The sequence below is a fragment of the Pseudomonas sp. ICBG1301 genome (genome assembly GCF_016918385.1).
Taxonomy (GTDB): Bacteria; Pseudomonadota; Gammaproteobacteria; order Pseudomonadales; family Pseudomonadaceae; genus Aquipseudomonas; species Aquipseudomonas palleroniana.
On the sequence record NZ_JAEKGB010000012.1, the window covers coordinates 33,704 to 49,262 of the forward strand.

Sequence of the window (15,559 nt, forward strand, 5' to 3'; positions counted from 1 at the left end):
CGAGGGATGGGACGCGATGCATCAACCCGACGCAGGGTGCATGCGATCAGCCAGGCGCGCCACCCGCTCCCCCAGGTGAGCGGCGGTGCAGCGATCTTCGGCAGGTGGCGCATGGTCCGGGGACTGCTCGACATTTGATTGGGCCATGACCCCCAGCGAGCTGCCCAGACGATTCAATTGCCCATCGAACCGGCCAACGCTGGAGCGCGCCGGCAGCAGGTCGAGGCCGACCCAGATCATCGAGTGCTGGGCGGCGAACACGGCCATCTGCAGCAAGGTGTTGAGCTTGTCGCCACACAGGCAACCGGAGTTGGTGAACCCGGCAGCCAGCTTGTCGCGCCAGGGTTGCGCCAGGTAGAACGACGCGGTGGCCTCCATGAAGGCCTTGAAGGACGCCGATGCGCTGCCCATGTAAGTCGGGGCGCCGAAGATGATCGCGTCGGCGCGGTGCAGGCAGTCCCACTGCTCGTCCACCTCCTCGACCGGAATCAGCCGGCACGTACTGCCCGAGTGCCGCTCCACCCCCTGAGCCACCGCTTCGGCGATAACCCGCGTATGGCCATAACCGCTGTGATAGACCACCACCACGTCGCTCATTCCAGCCTTCTCCTGAAGTGTCCATCCCTTTTGCTGCACGAGCACAAAAACCAGTACCTTCGGTTGATGGACTGGAAGCCTTGGATTTTTGGGTGTAAACCAGACGCAGGACGAGTTAAACGTTGTTAATTCTCAGGGGTGCGCCAAAAGCCGCGACTCAGCCTTTTGTCAGCGCAGCCCCAGTCGATACGGCACGGGTGAACGGCACCACAAACGCCGCCGGCAACGTATACCCGGTACCGCCGCGTTGCGCTGACGGAAAAAACTCAGGAACATGCTCGGATACCCGGTGATAGACGCATGCAGGCAGGAGTGACCCGTTGACCCTTTCCCCCGAACAGGCTGTGCATTTCGGCCCTTACCGGGTCTACCCCGGACAACGCCTGGTGCTGGAGGCCGACCAGCCCCTGCGCCTGAGCCGGCGCGCCATGGACATTCTGTTGATCCTGCTGGAGCATGCCGGGGACCTGGTCAGCAAGCAGCAGTTGATCGCACGGGTCTGGCCCAACAGCGTCGTCGAAGACATCAATGTGCGTGTGCATATCGCGGCGCTGCGCAAAGCCCTCGGCGACGGTCAAGCCGGCCAGCGCTATATCGTCACCGTGGCCCAGCGGGGTTACAGCTTCGTCGCGCCGTATTCGCTGGCGCCCGCCGAACAACGCCCACCGAGCAGCGGCCAGGGGCAGCGCGGGCATAACTTGCCGATTCGTCACACGCGCCTGGTGGGTCGCCAGGCCCTGGTTGACAGTCTGGTAACGCAATTGCCACGCCAGCGTTTCATCACCCTTGTCGGCCCCGGGGGGATCGGCAAGACCAGCGTGGCGCTGCGCGTCGCCGAACAGCTGATCGGTCGCTACCGGGACGGCATTCGCCTGTTGGACCTGGCCTCGATCAGCGATCCCGCGATGATCGCCAACCACCTGGCGACGCTGCTGGAGCTGTCGTTGCACGACGCCGAGCCGCTGAGCGCGCTGACGACCTTCCTGCATGAACGGCAGATGCTGCTGGTCCTCGATAACTGCGAACATCTGATCGACGCGATTGCGCTACTCAGTGAAAGCCTCCTTCGCGGGGCGCCCGATGTGCACATTCTGGCCACCAGCCGCGAGAGCCTGCGGGCCGAAGGCGAATTCGTGCAGCGCCTGGAAACACTCGACTGCCCGCCGCCCATCGCTGCGCTGGAGCGCTCCCAGGCCCTGGGCTTTTCGGCGGTGCAACTGTTCGTCGAACGGGCAATGGCCAGCCATGACAGTTTCGAACTGAGCGATGACGAACTGCCTCTGGCGATCGAGATCTGCCGCCGCCTGGACGGTATTCCGTTAGCGATCGAACTGGCCGCCGCACACGTGAACAGCCTCGGCCTGAGCGAACTGTTGAAGCAACTGCAAGGCAGTTTTCGCTTGTACGCACAGGGCGGCCAGACGACCCTGGGCCGGCATCAGACCCTGCGCGCAACACTCGACTGCAGCTTCGAGCTGCTGACGCCCTGTGAACAGATCAGCCTGCGCCGACTGAGTGTATTCAGGGGCAGTTTCACGCTGGGGGCCGCGGCGACGGTGATTGTCGGGGAACAGCTCGAACCCCACGCGGTACTGGGCGCGATTACGCAACTGGTGGCCAAGTCCCTGCTGAACGTGGAGGTCGGTGACGAGCAGGTGTTCTACCGTCTGCTCGACACTACCCGCAGCTATGCCCTGGAAAAACTCGACCAGGCAAATGATTTGCAGGGCACCCTGCAACGTCACGCCGAGAGCTGCCTGGCCTTGATGCACCAGGCCGGCAACGATTGGGAGCAGGTCCAGACCGAGGTCTGGATCGAGCGCTACGCGCGCCACCTGGAAGACATCCGCGCGGCCCTGGATTGGGGTTTGAACGTGCAAGGGCCACAGACCGTGGCGATCCAGCTGGCTTCGGTGTCGACGCCCCTCTGGCAGGAACTGTCGCTGCTCAAGGAGCACGGTGTCTACGTGCGCAAGGCCCTGGCCCTGCTCCAATTGACGCCCGCGCCCTGCCCCCGCCTGAAAACGGCCCTCAACCTCGCCCTCGGCAGTGCCTGCTACCACACCCAAGGGGGCACCGCCGAAACCGTCGAAGCCTTTGTAAGCGCTCGAACCCTGGCCGAAAGCAACAACGACCTGGCCGGCCAGCTCCGGGCCGTGTCCGGGCACATGGCGGTCAACCTCAGTTGCGGCAACTATCAAACGGCCCTGGAACAGAGCCTGCAATTCGATCGCCTGGGCGTGCAAGGCAACGCCGCCATTTCCCTGAGTACCCAGCGTTTGCAGGTGCTGGCCCTGCACTTTGCCGGTGACCAGCACCAGGCACGCCAGCGCGCCGAACAGGTCCTCCAGTGCATGGCCCAGAGCGGGCACCTCAATCGCTTCACCCATGGCTTTGGCATCCAGTACGACCAGAGCGTCGCGTCCCTGACCATTCTGGCGCGGATCCTCTGGTTACAGGGCCTTCCCGAAAAGGCTTGGAAGACTGCCCGGCAGGCGTTGGACATTGCCGTCCAGATCGACCACGGCACGTCCATCTGCTACACGCTGGCGCTGTCCGGGTGCCTGATCGCGCACTACAACGGTGACCGCCAAACGGCCCGCGAGCTGTTGCGCCTGCTGCTCGAACAGGCACAAAAGCACTCGGTGCTGCTGTTCTATAACTGGGCCCGGCAGTATGCGCAGGTGCTCGATGCCGAGGGCGCACATCCACCCGCGACAGCCGGCGGCGGGCTGATCCATGAAATCATGGTCACCCTGGATAGCGGTTTCGTCGATGACGCCTTGCTGGCACGCGCCGAAAACGGCGCTGCCGGCTGGAGCACAGCGGAAATCCTGCGGGCCAGAGCGAATGCCCTGCTTGCGCAAAACAGCCAGAGTGCTGCCGAGACGGTGCTGCTCCAAGCCCTGGAAATTGCCAGGGCCCAGGGGGCACGGGCGTGGGAACTGCGCACGGCGACATCCCTGGCCGAGCTTTGGCAGCGTCAAGGACGCCTGCAACAAGCCCACGATTTGCTGGCGCCCCTCTACAACGCGTTTACCGAAGGCTTTGCCACCCCGGACCTAAGCAAAGTCCGTCGCTTGCTTGACGAGTTGCAACAACACCGGCTTGCCTGAGACCCAGCGTGCCCGGCTGATGTAGCCGGCATAACGCACTTCAAACACGCGCTGCAGCCCGCTCAGTTCAAGTTTTTCCAGTACGTAAGTGCGGGTGGTGTTGAGGAACCGATAACGGGTGATGCCATTGCTTTGTTCAGCGGACAACAGCGATTTATGCACCAGCCGGTCTATCACTTCGACGAGGCTGGCGGGCCGCAGCACCGCACAGCTGATGACGCCGATGGCTGCGTCCAACGTAAAGGCTATCTTGAACACCGCCAGCCCTTGCAGGACGGTCTGTTCCAGCGGGCTCAAGCGCTGATAGCTCCAGTCCAATGCGGCCTTGAGTGTCTGATGCCGCGCGACGGCGGTGCGCCGGCCCTGGGTCAGCAATTGAAAACAGTTATCCAGTTGCGCGCGCAGCCCAACCAGTGCCAGCGCATCGATCTGCGCCGCCGCCAGCTCGATGGCCAGCGGCAGACCGTCGAGGCGCCGACAGATTTCCCGCACGGTCGGGAGGTCCTGCTCACGCAAAGTAAAGCCCTGTTGGCGGCTACGGGCACGGCTGACAAACAACTGCACCGCCGAATAGCTCAGGGTCTCGCCGACACTATGCAACGCCGACATCGGCGGCACCGCCAGGGCCGGCAGACACTGCACCGTCTCCCGCGCAGCCCGCAGCGGCTCGCGGCTGGTGACCAGGATCGATAACCGTGGCGCCGCAGCCAACAGGCTCTCCACATGCTTTCGGCAGCATTCGAGCCAGTGCTCGCAATTGTCGAGCACCAGCAACGCATGCCGTTGCGCCAGCGCCTTCCCACCCACGTCCAGTTCGAGCGTCTGGCCCAGATAATCGACGAGCCGCGCCGGATCATCGAGTGCCGCCAGATCCACCAACCAGACGCCATCGTCATAGTGCTGCAACAACAGTTCGGCCACGCGCAAAGCCACCGTGGTCTTGCCAATGCCGGCAGGGCCGACCAGTGTCATGAAACGGCAAACCGGCAACTGCCGGACCACGCTGCCCACCAGCGAATCCCGACCGATCACCGGCGTGATCCGTATCGGCAGGTTGTGTCGGGGTTGCTCAACGGTCTCGATCGAAACCGGTAGCCCGTCCGGCTCGCGTTGCACTGGGGCGACAAAGCAATAACCGCGCTGGGGAACATTGACGATGTAGCAACAGCCGTCCTGGCCATCGTTGAGGGCCCGACGCAGGGCGGCGATGTGCACGCGCAGGTTGATTTCCTCGACCACCGAAGTCGGCCAGACCTGGGCAATCAACGCCTCCTTGCTGACCACGTCGCCCGCGTGGTCGACCAGTACCTGGAGGATATCCAGGGCCCGCCCGCCCATACGCAGCGGCCGATCACCGTGCAGGATCAACCGTTGGCGCGTGTGAAACACATACGGACCAAACCGCAACACCGCACTGTTGTTTAAATCGCTGAGTCTGTTCATGCACATTCAGTGCGCAAAACCTGGCCCGACTCGAGGTAGCGCATTGCACGAGTTCGCCCAGGCTCTCGCATCTCCATTGCCAAGAGTTCATAAACATCTTGGCAGACACCCGTGACGGGACAACCGCCCTGGAGGGAGCGTCACGGCCATCCCGGTGCGCAGGACGGACAACCGCGCCTCAGCTGAACAGTTCGCGGTACTGGGCGGGGGTCAAGCCGAGTTTCTCACCGAACAGAAAACGCATGTGCCGCACGCTGCCGAAACCACTCTTGTAGGCGACGGTCTTGAGCGGCAGATCGCTGGTTTCCAGCAGGCTGCGGGCCCAGTCGATCCGCGCGCTTTGCAAAAACTCCATGGGCGTCATGTTCACTTCACGGGCAAACACCCGGGCGAAATGTCGCGCACTCATATTCGCCAGACTGGCCATGCGTTCGACGCTAAAGGCCTCATCAATGTGTTCGAGCACATAGTTCTGCACCCGGGCTACCGGCGTTTCCGGCGGCGCCACGGCGGGCATCAACGGGCTGAACTGCGCCTGTCCGCCCTGGCGCTTCATCACCACCAGCAAGACCTTGGCCACGTCCTGGGCGATTTTCTTGCCGTGGTCCTGAGCGACCAGCGCCAGCGCCAGGTCGATGCCGGCGGTGACCCCGCCGGAACTGTTCAGGTTGCGATCCTGCACGTAAATCTGATCGGTCTTGACGATTGCCTTGGGGAACGCCCGAATCAAGCGCTCCGTGTAATGCCAGTGAGTCGTCACCTGATAACCGTCGAGCAAACCGGCATGCCCCAATATGAACGCCCCGGTGCAGATCGAGCCATACCTGGCCGACCGGCTGACCGCGCCCTGCAGCCAGTCGAGCAACGGCCGGTGCTTTCCGTTGTAGGCCCCCGGGCCGCCCGGCACCAGCAACAGGTCATAGCTGTCGCCGGCCTGGTCTATGTGCACGTCGGCCTGAACATTGACGCCATTGGAGGCGCGCAAGGCGCCATGCTCGGTGCCGATCGTCAACAGCCGATAATGGTCGGCCGCCGCCAGATAACGATTGGCGATGGAAAACACTTCCATGGGCCCGGCCATATCGAGCAGGAGAAAGTCTGGAAACAGCACCATTGCCACGGTTTTCATGGGTTGGAAATCACTGATGTCAAAGGAAATAGGAGACGTGGGTCAGCACTGACCATTATGGCCAATTGCAACGTGAAGGAAACGTGAACCCACGCACACTACTGTCAACCTTGGCGAGACAGTATTTCGATTTCAGCTTTGATCGTAAATGGCTCGCGCTACCGCGCACCCACGCGCCGGGCTTGCGCCGGCTGGCAGAAACCGTACGCCAGATGAAGGGCGTTAGCCGAGGATTTCCTCAAGGAATGCGATAAACACATTGATACGGCGCGAGCCACGGTGGTTAGGCAGGTACAGCGCATTGATGCCGGTGCTGGCGGTGCCGGGATTGACTTCATACTGCTCCAGCACACGGGTCAGATGGCCCCGACCGACATCGTCACGCACCAGCCAGTCGGCCAGTAGCGCCACCCCGCCACCCGCCAATGCCGCTTCACGCAGGATGTCGGCGTTGTTGCTTTGCAAGCGCCCCTGCACGCTCAGGCGCAAGGTTTCCTCGTCGCCCTGGAACGTCCAGTCGTGGTGCGCCGCGCCATAGTCAAACCGCAGGCACTGATGGTTGAGCAGGTCATTGGGATGTAGCGGCAGACCGGCCTGCGCCAGGTACTCCGGACTGGCCACGACCCAACGCTGGAAATCCCCGATCTTCTTGCTGACGACGTCCTCGTTGACCATCGAAGAACCGAGGCGCACAGACACGTCGATGCGCTCGCTGATCAGGTCGCTGACCCGATCGCTCAACGATAGGCTGATCTCCAGGCCCGGATGACGCTCAAGCAGACGCCCCAGGTGAGGCGCGATAATGCGTCGCCCGAACTCCACCGGGACGCTGGCACGCAGGTGCCCCTGGATCTCGGTGCCACGGTCGGCGACGGTGGCATCGGCTTCGTCGACGGCGTCGAGAATCACCACGGCCTTTTCGAAATAAGCCTGCCCCGCAGCCGTGACACTGGTGTTGCGTGTGGTGCGATTAAGCAGGCTGGCGCCCAAGGCACTTTCCAGGCCGGCCACCTGCCGCGTCACCGAAGACGTCGAGAGACCCAGCTTGCGCGCCGCAGATGAGTAGCCGCCACACCGCACGGTTTCAACGAACATCTTCAGCGCCAGCAATTTGTCCATCAGCCAATTCCGAACAAAAAAACAAGCGAACCACTATGCCCAAGCGTGCATGGAGTGTCTTGCACACGTGTGCTCAGGCACCGGCGCCGAGGAAAATCCAACGCTGGGCCAACTGAGCGATGCGTATGACGCAAAGCGCCGTTGCGCGGTTTGGCAATACCGCCGCGTGCGTCTCTTCTCTACCCTCGGCGATACGAATCCCTTGCGGGTTCACGGACGAATGAAGGGTGATGTCATGCAAGCCAGGCAGCTAGGAGTGGGCGCTGCAGTTCTCGCCTTGGCCGGTGGAATATGCGCGGTGCTGCTGATGTGGCGCCCGGCGATCGCACCGGCCGAACCGCCACGGCACTTCGATCCCGCTCAGGTAAAACAGGGCGCGCGGGTAGCCGAAGCCGGCGACTGCGCAGTCTGCCATACGCGACCCGGCGGCCAATACCTGGCGGGTGGATTGGCTCTGGTAACACCGTTCGGCACGCTCTACAGCACCAATATCACACCGAACGCCGAGACCGGTATTGGCCAATGGTCATTGCCGGCCTTTGAGCGAGCCATGCGCGAAGGGGTCGCGCGCGATGGGCACTTCTTGTATCCCGCCTTCCCCTACGTGCACTACCGCCGCCTGACGCAAGGGGATATCCAGGACGTCTACGCCTATTTGATGAGTGGCCCCGCCGTGCACTCGCCAGCCGTACCGAACCAGATGAAATTCCCGATGAACATCCGGCCATTGGTGTCGTTCTGGAATCTGCTGTTCCTGCATACCCAACCCTTGACGCCCGTGGCGCAGCAATCGGCAAGCTGGAACCGTGGCCGCTACCTGGTCGAAGGTCCAGGCCACTGCGCCGGCTGCCATTCTCCACTTGAGCCGCTGGGCGCCGAGAAAACCGCTGAGCACCTTGCGGGAGGGCGGGTCGACGGATGGGACGCGCCTTCCCTGCTGGGTCTGGCCAACCGTGCCCCTGCCTGGAGCAGCGAGCAGTTGGTGAGCTACCTGCGTGCAGAAGTCGTGGCAGGCCATGGTACCGCGGCAGGGCCGATGCGCCCGGTCAGCCTGGGCCTGGCCAAGCTGCCCGCCGGCGACGCCGAAGCCATTGCCGAATACCTGCTGAGCCTCACGAACGCCGCATCGCCCTCCCCCGCCCCAGCGGTCACACGCCCCATCGGGGCAGCCGAGCAGGCGTCTGGCGCCCTGTTGTTCGAAGGCGCCTGTGCGGGCTGCCATGGCCCGGCCGCGCCGATGCGCGAGATCGACGGGCGCCCCGCCCTGGGCCAGACCTCAGCGCTGCAGGCAGTGAGCGCGCGCAACTTTCTCAAGACGGTGCTCGAAGGCGTGCCGGCCACCCCAGGGCAACCCGGGCCGGGCATGCCACCTTTCGTTGCCAGCCTGGACAACGAGCAGATCGCGGCACTGGCTGCATTTCTTCGCGAGCAGGCGAAGCCGGGCCAGCCATGGACAGACCTTTCTTCCACCCTTCACGAGTTACGCCAGGAGGCGCAATGACCCAAATGACCCTCAACGTCAACGGCTCGCCCCACTCGCTGGAGCTCGCGCCCGACATGCCGTTGCTGTATGCGCTGCGCAATCATCTGGGGCTTAACGGCGCCAAGTACGGCTGCGGTCTGGGACAGTGCGGTGCCTGCACTGTGCTGGTGGATGACCAGCCGGTATTTTCCTGCCTGACCCCCTGCATGGGCCTGGAGGGCAAGGCCATCCGTACGGTCGAGAGCCTGGGCACGGCAGAGCGTCCAGGCCCTTTGCAAAAAGCCTTTATCGAGACCCAGGCCGCGCAATGCGGTTACTGCATCGCCGGCATGCTGATGCGCGCCCAAGCGTTGCTTGAGCACACTCCCCATCCAGACGAAGACACCATTCGCGAGCATATGGCGAGCAACCTGTGCCGCTGCGGAACCCACTTGCGGATCGTCGAGGCCATCAGCCGTGTCGCCAGGCAAGACAGGAGCGCCGTATGACCCTTCAGCCTGAGGTTGATCAGGGGCGCCGCGCTTTTCTGCGCGCAGGCGCGCTGGTCCTGACATTCACCCTTTTACCGGCAGCGCGGCATGCACTGGCCGACAGCGAAGTCGATACGCTCGGCACGGTGGTGCTGGCACCCGATCTTCCTGGAAGCCTGCGCACCAATCCCTACCTCGATGCCTGGATCCGCGTCGATGCCGAGGGCATCACCGTCTACACCGGCAAGGTTGAATTGGGGACGGGCGTGAAAACCGCCCTCCTGCAGATTGCCGCCGAACGCCTGGATATCTCACCCTCCGCGATCCGTCTGCTCACTGCGGATACCGCCCTGACGCCCGACGAAGGCTACACCGCCGGCAGCCACAGTATTTTCGACAGCGGCACGGCCTTGTTCAATGCGGCGGCTCAGGTTCGCGAGTTGCTGTTGGAGTCGGCGGCACGCCGCTGGAACGTCGAAGCCGCCTTGCTGACCACTCAGGAGGGCGTCATCGAGGGCCTGAACGGGCAACGGATGACCTATGCCGAAGCCGTCAAGGGCGTCGACCTGCACCACTATGCGAAGGCGCAATCACCCTCGATGCCGGCGTCCGCGTTCAAGCTGATCGGCCATTCTCTTGCACGCCTGGATATCCCGGCCAAGGTCAGTGGTGGCGCAGCGTTCGTCCAGGATCTGCGCCTGCCCGGCATGCTCCATGCCCGCGTCATCCGTCCACCCCGTCCTGGTTGCCTGCTTGAAGCGTTCGATACCGAGTCAGTCAAAAACCTGCCCGGCGTCGTACAGGTGGTGCGCGACGGCAACTACCTGGCCGTGGTGGCCGAAGATGAATGGCAAGCCATCAAAGCGATGCGCAGCGGGTATGCGCTGGCCCGCTGGAGCGGTGCAGAGGCGATTCCCGACGCGGATGACATCCACTCGTTGTTGACCCGCCTGCCCGCCCATCGCTATCCCATCAGCCATGAAGGCAACCCGGCCGCCGTAGCCGGCGCGAGTTATCACGCGCGCGTCACCAAGCAGTACCTCATGCACGGGTCCATTGGCCCGTCCTGCGCCGTGGCCTGGTTCAAGGACGGCATGCTCACCGTGTGGACCCACACGCAAGGTGTCTACCCTCTTCGCACCGGGATCGCCGAGATGCTGGGGCTGGCACCGGCGCAGGTGCGCTGTATCCATGTCGAGGGGTCCGGCTGTTACGGCCACAATGGCGCGGACGACGCGGCGGCCGACGCCGCGCTGATTGCAATGCGCGTCGCCGGCACGCCTGTGCGCGTGCAATGGATGCGCGAGCAGGAAAACCTCTGGGAGCCCTACAGCAGTGCCATGCTCACCGAGGTCCGGGCCACCCTCGATGCACAGGGCAAATTGCAGGACTGGGCCTATGAACTGTGGACCACGCCACACAACGAACGCATCGTAAATGCCGGCAGACTGATCCCCGCTCGGTTGTTGGCCCGTCCGTTCGTCTCCGCGCCGTCGGTTCCAATCGCCCAGCCCGAAGGGGATGGCGATCGGAATGCGGTGCCGCTGTACACCCTGGCCTCTACGCGCATCGACATGAACTTCGTGACCACAATGCCGTTTCGCACATCCGCCATGCGTTCGCTGGGGGCCCACATCAATATCTTCGCCATCGAAGCCTGCATCGATGAACTGGCCATCCAGGCCGGCACCGATCCGGTTGCCTTGCGCCTTGCCCATCTGGCAGACCCGCGAGCCCGTGCGGTAGTCGAACGCGTCCGGGATGCCAGCGGCTGGCCGCATAAAGGCAATCAACCGGGCTCCGGCATTGGCTTCGCGTTTGCCCGCTACAAGAACATCATGGGCTACTGCGCACTCGCCGTGCGTTTGCACGTGCATCCGCAAACCGGCGAGATTCAGCTCGACCAAGTGATAACCGCCGTGGACGTGGGGCAAATCGTCAACCCCGATGGCCTGCGCAACCAGGTGGAGGGAGGCATCGTGCAGTCCGCCAGCTGGACCTTGTATGAAAAAGTCGGCTACGACCCGGGCGGAGTCCGCAGCTACGACTGGAGCGGTTACCCGATCCTGCGCTTTCCTCAGTTACCCAAGCAGGTCGACGTACATTTGCTCGATCAGCCCGGGCAACCCTTTCTTGGCGCGGCCGAGATCGTCCAGGGCCCCATGGCCGCCGCCATCGGCAACGCCATCGCGAACGCCACCGGCCGCCGCTGGCTGAACCTGCCCCTGACCCGCTCAGTGCAACAGGCATAGCCCCAAGCCCCCTTCAACGCATTGCGTTTGACGCAAAGGAACTACCCATGACTCAGCACCTGTTTCAACCTATCGCCGTTGGCCCCTACACACTGGCTCATCGTGTGGCCATGGCCCCTCTGACCCGCTCCCGAGCCGGCCAGCCGGGCGATCTTCCGACCGCCCTGAACGCCGAGTATTACCGGCAACGCGCCAGTGCCGCCTTGATCATCACCGAAGCCACGCAGATTTCCCGTCAAGGTCAGGGCTACGCCTGGACCCCGGGGATTTACAGTGATGAACAGGTGCAAGGCTGGCGCCAGGTGAGTACACAGGTGCACGAAGCCGGGGGACTGATCTTCATGCAACTGTGGCATGTGGGGCGAGTTTCTCATCCCAGCTTCCAACCCGATAACGCCCTGCCGGTCGCCCCCAGCGCACTGCCGGTGCCAGGCAAGACATTCATCGTGGATGACGATGGCAACGGCGTCTGGGGGGATGTACCCGTACCACGTGCCCTGGAAACTGCGGAGATTGTGCAGATCATCGAGGATTACCGTCGCGCCGCGCGCAACGCCTTGAAAGCCGGGATGGACGGCATTGAAATCCACGCGGGCAACGGTTATCTGCTCGACCAGTTCATCAATAGCAACAGCAACCAGCGTGAAGACGCCTACGGCGGCAGTGTGGAAAATCGCGCGCGCCTGTTGTTGCAAGTCGTCGAGGCGGTTGCCGATGAGGTCGGGGCGGAGCGCGTAGGTGTACGGCTGACACCGATGGGCCGCTTCATGGGCATGGGCGATGCGACTCCCGAAGCCACATTCGGCCATATCGTCAGCGCTCTGAACCGCTGGCCACTGGCCTACCTGCACCTTGTGGAGCCTGCCGTGGTCGGCACCGTCAAGGATGAGCATTTCGATCCGCGCTGGGACGCAATCATCGGCCAACTTCGTACGCAATGGAAAGGCGTGCTGATGGTGGCCGGTGGTTACGATCCGAAAACCGCAGAACATGCCCTGGCCGCCAACCGCGCTGACATCATTGCCTTCGGAAGGCCGTTCCTGGCCAACCCTGACTTGCCGCGGCGCATCCGGGAGGGACTGGCGCTCAACGCGTCAGACCCCAGTACCTTCTTTGGTGGCGACCAGCGCGGATACACTGATTACCCCGCTCATCCATAAGCCTCAACCCGCGCCGCATTTAACGTCCGGTAATCGAACGAGTTCCCACTTTTGCCGCTTAAGTTCCTGAAGCGGCGGCGGATAGCTCGGTCACTATTATCCAGTCGTTCACGGAGTGGCCTCATGCTCGCCCATCTGAAAATTCGCACCGGTATGTTCGGGGTGCTCCTGCTGTTCGTCATTGCACTGCTGTTCTCGGCCCTGAACGGTTGGTGGTCGGCCGAACGCAGTCACGACCAGATTGACGAGTTGGGGCGCACTTCACGCCAAATCGACGGGATCAACAACGCATTGCTACTGGCCATTCGCACCAGCGCCAATGTGTCCTCGGCGTTTATCGAGACCGTCGGCGCACGCTTTGATGAGTCGCAGGCACGGCTGGTTCGCAGCGAGGCTATCTGGAGCGAGGCCATCGCCAAGCTCGATGCCTCGACCACAGACTTGCGTGAGCCGGCGCTGAAAGCGCTCGCCGACACTCTCAAAGAGGCATTCGCCGAATACGGGACGGCCATCGCCGGTCAGCGCGCCGCCACTCGTGCGCATTCGGCCGATCAGTATTTCCAGGTCAATATCGCTGCCGGCAATAGCATGACCAAGCTGCAGGAAATCCGCGTGAAGCTGATCGACGCTTTGAATGCCCGTACCCAAGAGATCAACACGCAAGCGGCTGCGCGGCTGAAGACCGCGCAAACGCTGGCTATCGCCCTGACCCTGTCGACCCTGGCACTCGCGCTCGTCTGCTGGACATTCATTGCCGGCAGGGTCCTGCGGCCATTGCGCGAGGCCGGCGAACACTTCAAACGCATTGCCGGGGGCGACTTGACCTGTGAGGTCGTCTCGCCTGGTCGCAACGAAATCGGCGAGTTGTTCGTTGAACTCCAACGCATGCAGACCCGCCAGCGCGAAACACTGATCCAGATCGCTGACTCTGCCACGCAGTTGGCCTCAGCCGCTGAACAACTCAATGCCGTCACCGAAGAAAGCAACCGTGGCCTGCAACAGCAGGACATGCAACTGGAACAGGCAGCGACAGCTGTCAACCAGATGACCAGCGCGGTCGAAGAAGTGGCGCGCAACGCAGTGTCTACCTCGCAGGCGGCCACGGCCTCCCATACGCTGTCGGAAAGAAGCCGCCAGCAAGTACGCGAGAACATCAGCGGCACGCAATCGATGGCCACCGAGATTCAGGGCAGCGCAACGCATATCCAGCACCTCGCCGATGAAGTGCGCAACATCGGCAAGGTATTGGACGTGATCCGCTCGGTCTCGGAGCAGACCAACCTGCTGGCCCTCAATGCGGCCATCGAAGCGGCCCGCGCAGGTGAAGCAGGCCGAGGGTTTGCCGTCGTGGCCGACGAGGTGCGCACCCTCGCCTACCGTACCCAGACATCGACCCGGGAGATCGAACAGATGATTGCGAACGTGCAAAGCACGGCCGAACAGGCGGTGGGTTCGATGCGCAGCAGCACGGCGCGGGCGCAAGACACACTGGGTATCACCCAGGCGTCGGGGGCCGTGCTGGAAGATATTTTCGCGGCCATCAGCCAGATCAATGAGCGCAACCTGGTGATTGCCAGTGCAGCCGAAGAGCAGGCTCAGGTTGCCCGTGAGGTGGACAGCAATTTGCTGGCGATCCGCGACCTGTCGGCGCAGTCTGCGGCGGGCGCCTTGCAAACCCGCGCGGCCAGCCAGGCGCTAGCAACGCTGGCCGCGGGGTTGAGCACGCTGGTGGGACGCTTTCGAACCTGACGTTGCCAGGGCTGCGTCAACTCAAGAATTCCAACCCACGCTCGTCTATCACCGGCACGGTTTCCAGCAAATAACGCTTGAAGCTCTCCAGCGCGGCGTTGTGATTGCTGCGTGCGGGCCATACCAGATAGTAGCTGTCACCGGTACTGACCGCCTTGTTGTAGGGCAGTACCAGTGAGCCCTTGACCAATTCGTCACCGACCAGCGCCAGGTCACCGATGGAAACGCCGCGCCCCTGGATCGCGGCGGAGATACCCAGCTCCAGGGTGTCGAAAATTTTGCCTTTCTGCCAGGAAACCGCCGACATCAAGCCCACACGCTCCAGCCAGCGTTGCCAATCGCGCCGGTCCCGGGACGGGTGGATCAACTCCGCGGAGAATATCCCCTCACCGCTCAGGTTGTGCTGCTCCAGCAGGCTCGGCGAGCAGACCGGTATCAGCCATTCATCAAACAGCTTGATAAACTCAAGGTCATCGGAAAAACGCCCGTTGCCCAACAACACGGCACAGTCGAACGGCTCGACATCGAAGTTGACGAAATCGACATCCATCCACTCGCTGGACAATTGCGCCTGCTCTAAACCGTTCACGGCATTGAACTCATCCAGCACATGCAGCAACCAGCGCATTGTCAAGGTGGAAGGCGCCTTGACCCTCAGGGTTTTCTCCTTGCGGCTGGTGACGGTGCAGGCATTTTCGATCAGGCGAAAGCCGACTTTCAATTCTTGGGCCAACAATCGTCCGGTCTGGGTGAGGAAAATTTTCGGCCCTTTGCGCTCGAACAATGCGCAGCCAAAATGCTCCTCCAAGGCCTTGACGTGCCGGCTTACGGCGCTTTGGGTGATAAAGAGGGTGTCGGCAGCCTGGGTAAAAGAACTGAAGCGCGCAGCCAATTCGAAGGCCCGCAATGCGTAGAGCGGCGGCAGCCGGCGCGCGCCCTGATCAAGCGCATCATGATTCATACTCATCCTTACCCATCATTTTTTTCCGTTTTTAAATACCGTGCGATTGACAAATAATCAACCGTACAAATAAGCGACAG

11 protein-coding genes are annotated in these 15,559 nt (G+C 62.6%); 6 read left to right on the top strand and 5 right to left on the bottom strand.

What is annotated here, in order from left to right:
- Positions 1-21: 21 nt before the first annotated feature.
- A complete protein-coding gene (locus JBE38_RS23805; protein ID WP_126870826.1) occupies positions 22-597 on the bottom strand; it encodes a flavodoxin family protein in 576 nt (191 codons plus the stop codon).
- A 320-nt stretch (positions 598-917) separates the two neighbouring features.
- Here JBE38_RS23805 and JBE38_RS23810 point away from each other — a divergent pair, with 320 nt between their 5' ends.
- Complete coding sequence (locus JBE38_RS23810) at positions 918-3,713, top strand: ATP-binding protein (RefSeq protein WP_205345267.1); 2,796 nt, start codon at positions 918-920, stop codon at positions 3,711-3,713.
- Here the strand turns inward: JBE38_RS23810 and JBE38_RS23815 are convergent.
- From JBE38_RS23815 to JBE38_RS23825, 3 genes are all read right to left on the bottom strand, one after another.
- Positions 3,660-5,156 (bottom strand): ATP-binding protein, encoded by a 1,497-nt coding sequence (locus JBE38_RS23815; RefSeq protein WP_205345268.1) that lies wholly within the window; start codon positions 5,154-5,156, stop codon positions 3,660-3,662. The two genes, JBE38_RS23810 and JBE38_RS23815, sit on opposite strands and share 54 nt — an antisense overlap.
- Before the next feature lie 178 nt (positions 5,157-5,334).
- Entirely contained in the window at positions 5,335-6,285 is a 951-nt protein-coding gene (locus tag JBE38_RS23820) for a GlxA family transcriptional regulator (protein WP_205345269.1), read from the bottom strand.
- 222 nt (positions 6,286-6,507) lie between these two features.
- Positions 6,508-7,404 (bottom strand): LysR family transcriptional regulator, encoded by an 897-nt coding sequence (locus JBE38_RS23825; protein ID WP_090371986.1) that lies wholly within the window; start codon positions 7,402-7,404, stop codon positions 6,508-6,510.
- A gap of 235 nt (positions 7,405-7,639) precedes the next feature.
- Here JBE38_RS23825 and JBE38_RS23830 point away from each other — a divergent pair, with 235 nt between their 5' ends.
- The 5 genes from JBE38_RS23830 to JBE38_RS23850 all read left to right on the top strand — a co-directional run bounded on the left by JBE38_RS23830 (position 7,640) and on the right by JBE38_RS23850 (position 14,518).
- A complete protein-coding gene (locus JBE38_RS23830) occupies positions 7,640-8,905 on the top strand; it encodes a cytochrome c (RefSeq protein WP_205345270.1) in 1,266 nt (421 codons plus the stop codon).
- Complete coding sequence (locus JBE38_RS23835; protein WP_198763098.1) at positions 8,902-9,375, top strand: (2Fe-2S)-binding protein; 474 nt, start codon at positions 8,902-8,904, stop codon at positions 9,373-9,375. Before JBE38_RS23830 ends, JBE38_RS23835 begins: the two co-directional genes overlap by 4 nt.
- Complete coding sequence (locus JBE38_RS23840; protein ID WP_205345271.1) at positions 9,372-11,609, top strand: xanthine dehydrogenase family protein molybdopterin-binding subunit; 2,238 nt, start codon at positions 9,372-9,374, stop codon at positions 11,607-11,609. The genes JBE38_RS23835 and JBE38_RS23840 overlap by 4 nt, the downstream gene beginning before the upstream one ends.
- Positions 11,610-11,656: 47 nt before the next feature.
- Positions 11,657-12,769, top strand: a complete 1,113-nt coding sequence (locus tag JBE38_RS23845; protein ID WP_060756400.1) for an alkene reductase — start codon at positions 11,657-11,659, stop codon at positions 12,767-12,769.
- Positions 12,770-12,892: 123 nt separating this feature from the next.
- A complete protein-coding gene (locus JBE38_RS23850) occupies positions 12,893-14,518 on the top strand; it encodes a methyl-accepting chemotaxis protein (RefSeq protein WP_205345272.1) in 1,626 nt (541 codons plus the stop codon).
- Positions 14,519-14,534: 16 nt separating this feature from the next.
- Here the strand turns inward: JBE38_RS23850 and JBE38_RS23855 are convergent, their stop codons facing one another.
- Positions 14,535-15,485, bottom strand: coding sequence for a LysR substrate-binding domain-containing protein (locus JBE38_RS23855; RefSeq protein WP_205345273.1), 951 nt, complete (start codon positions 15,483-15,485; stop codon positions 14,535-14,537).
- Positions 15,486-15,559: the final 74 nt, after the last annotated feature.

Excerpts from the sequence above, each read along its gene's own strand:
- JBE38_RS23805 (WP_126870826.1), bottom strand. The coding sequence starts at position 597 with ATGAGCGACGTGGTGGTGGTCTATCACAGCGGTTATGGCCATACGCGG.
- JBE38_RS23815 (WP_205345268.1), bottom strand. The coding sequence starts at position 5,156 with ATGAACAGACTCAGCGATTTAAACAACAGTGCGGTGTTGCGGTTTGGT.
- JBE38_RS23820 (WP_205345269.1), bottom strand. The coding sequence starts at position 6,285 with ATGAAAACCGTGGCAATGGTGCTGTTTCCAGACTTTCTCCTGCTCGAT.
- JBE38_RS23825 (WP_090371986.1), bottom strand. The coding sequence starts at position 7,404 with ATGGACAAATTGCTGGCGCTGAAGATGTTCGTTGAAACCGTGCGGTGT.
- JBE38_RS23830 (WP_205345270.1), top strand. The coding sequence starts at position 7,640 with ATGCAAGCCAGGCAGCTAGGAGTGGGCGCTGCAGTTCTCGCCTTGGCC.
- JBE38_RS23835 (WP_198763098.1), top strand. The coding sequence starts at position 8,902 with ATGACCCAAATGACCCTCAACGTCAACGGCTCGCCCCACTCGCTGGAG.
- JBE38_RS23840 (WP_205345271.1), top strand. The coding sequence starts at position 9,372 with ATGACCCTTCAGCCTGAGGTTGATCAGGGGCGCCGCGCTTTTCTGCGC.
- JBE38_RS23845 (WP_060756400.1), top strand. The coding sequence starts at position 11,657 with ATGACTCAGCACCTGTTTCAACCTATCGCCGTTGGCCCCTACACACTG.
- JBE38_RS23850 (WP_205345272.1), top strand. The coding sequence starts at position 12,893 with ATGCTCGCCCATCTGAAAATTCGCACCGGTATGTTCGGGGTGCTCCTG.
- JBE38_RS23855 (WP_205345273.1), bottom strand. The coding sequence starts at position 15,485 with ATGAGTATGAATCATGATGCGCTTGATCAGGGCGCGCGCCGGCTGCCG.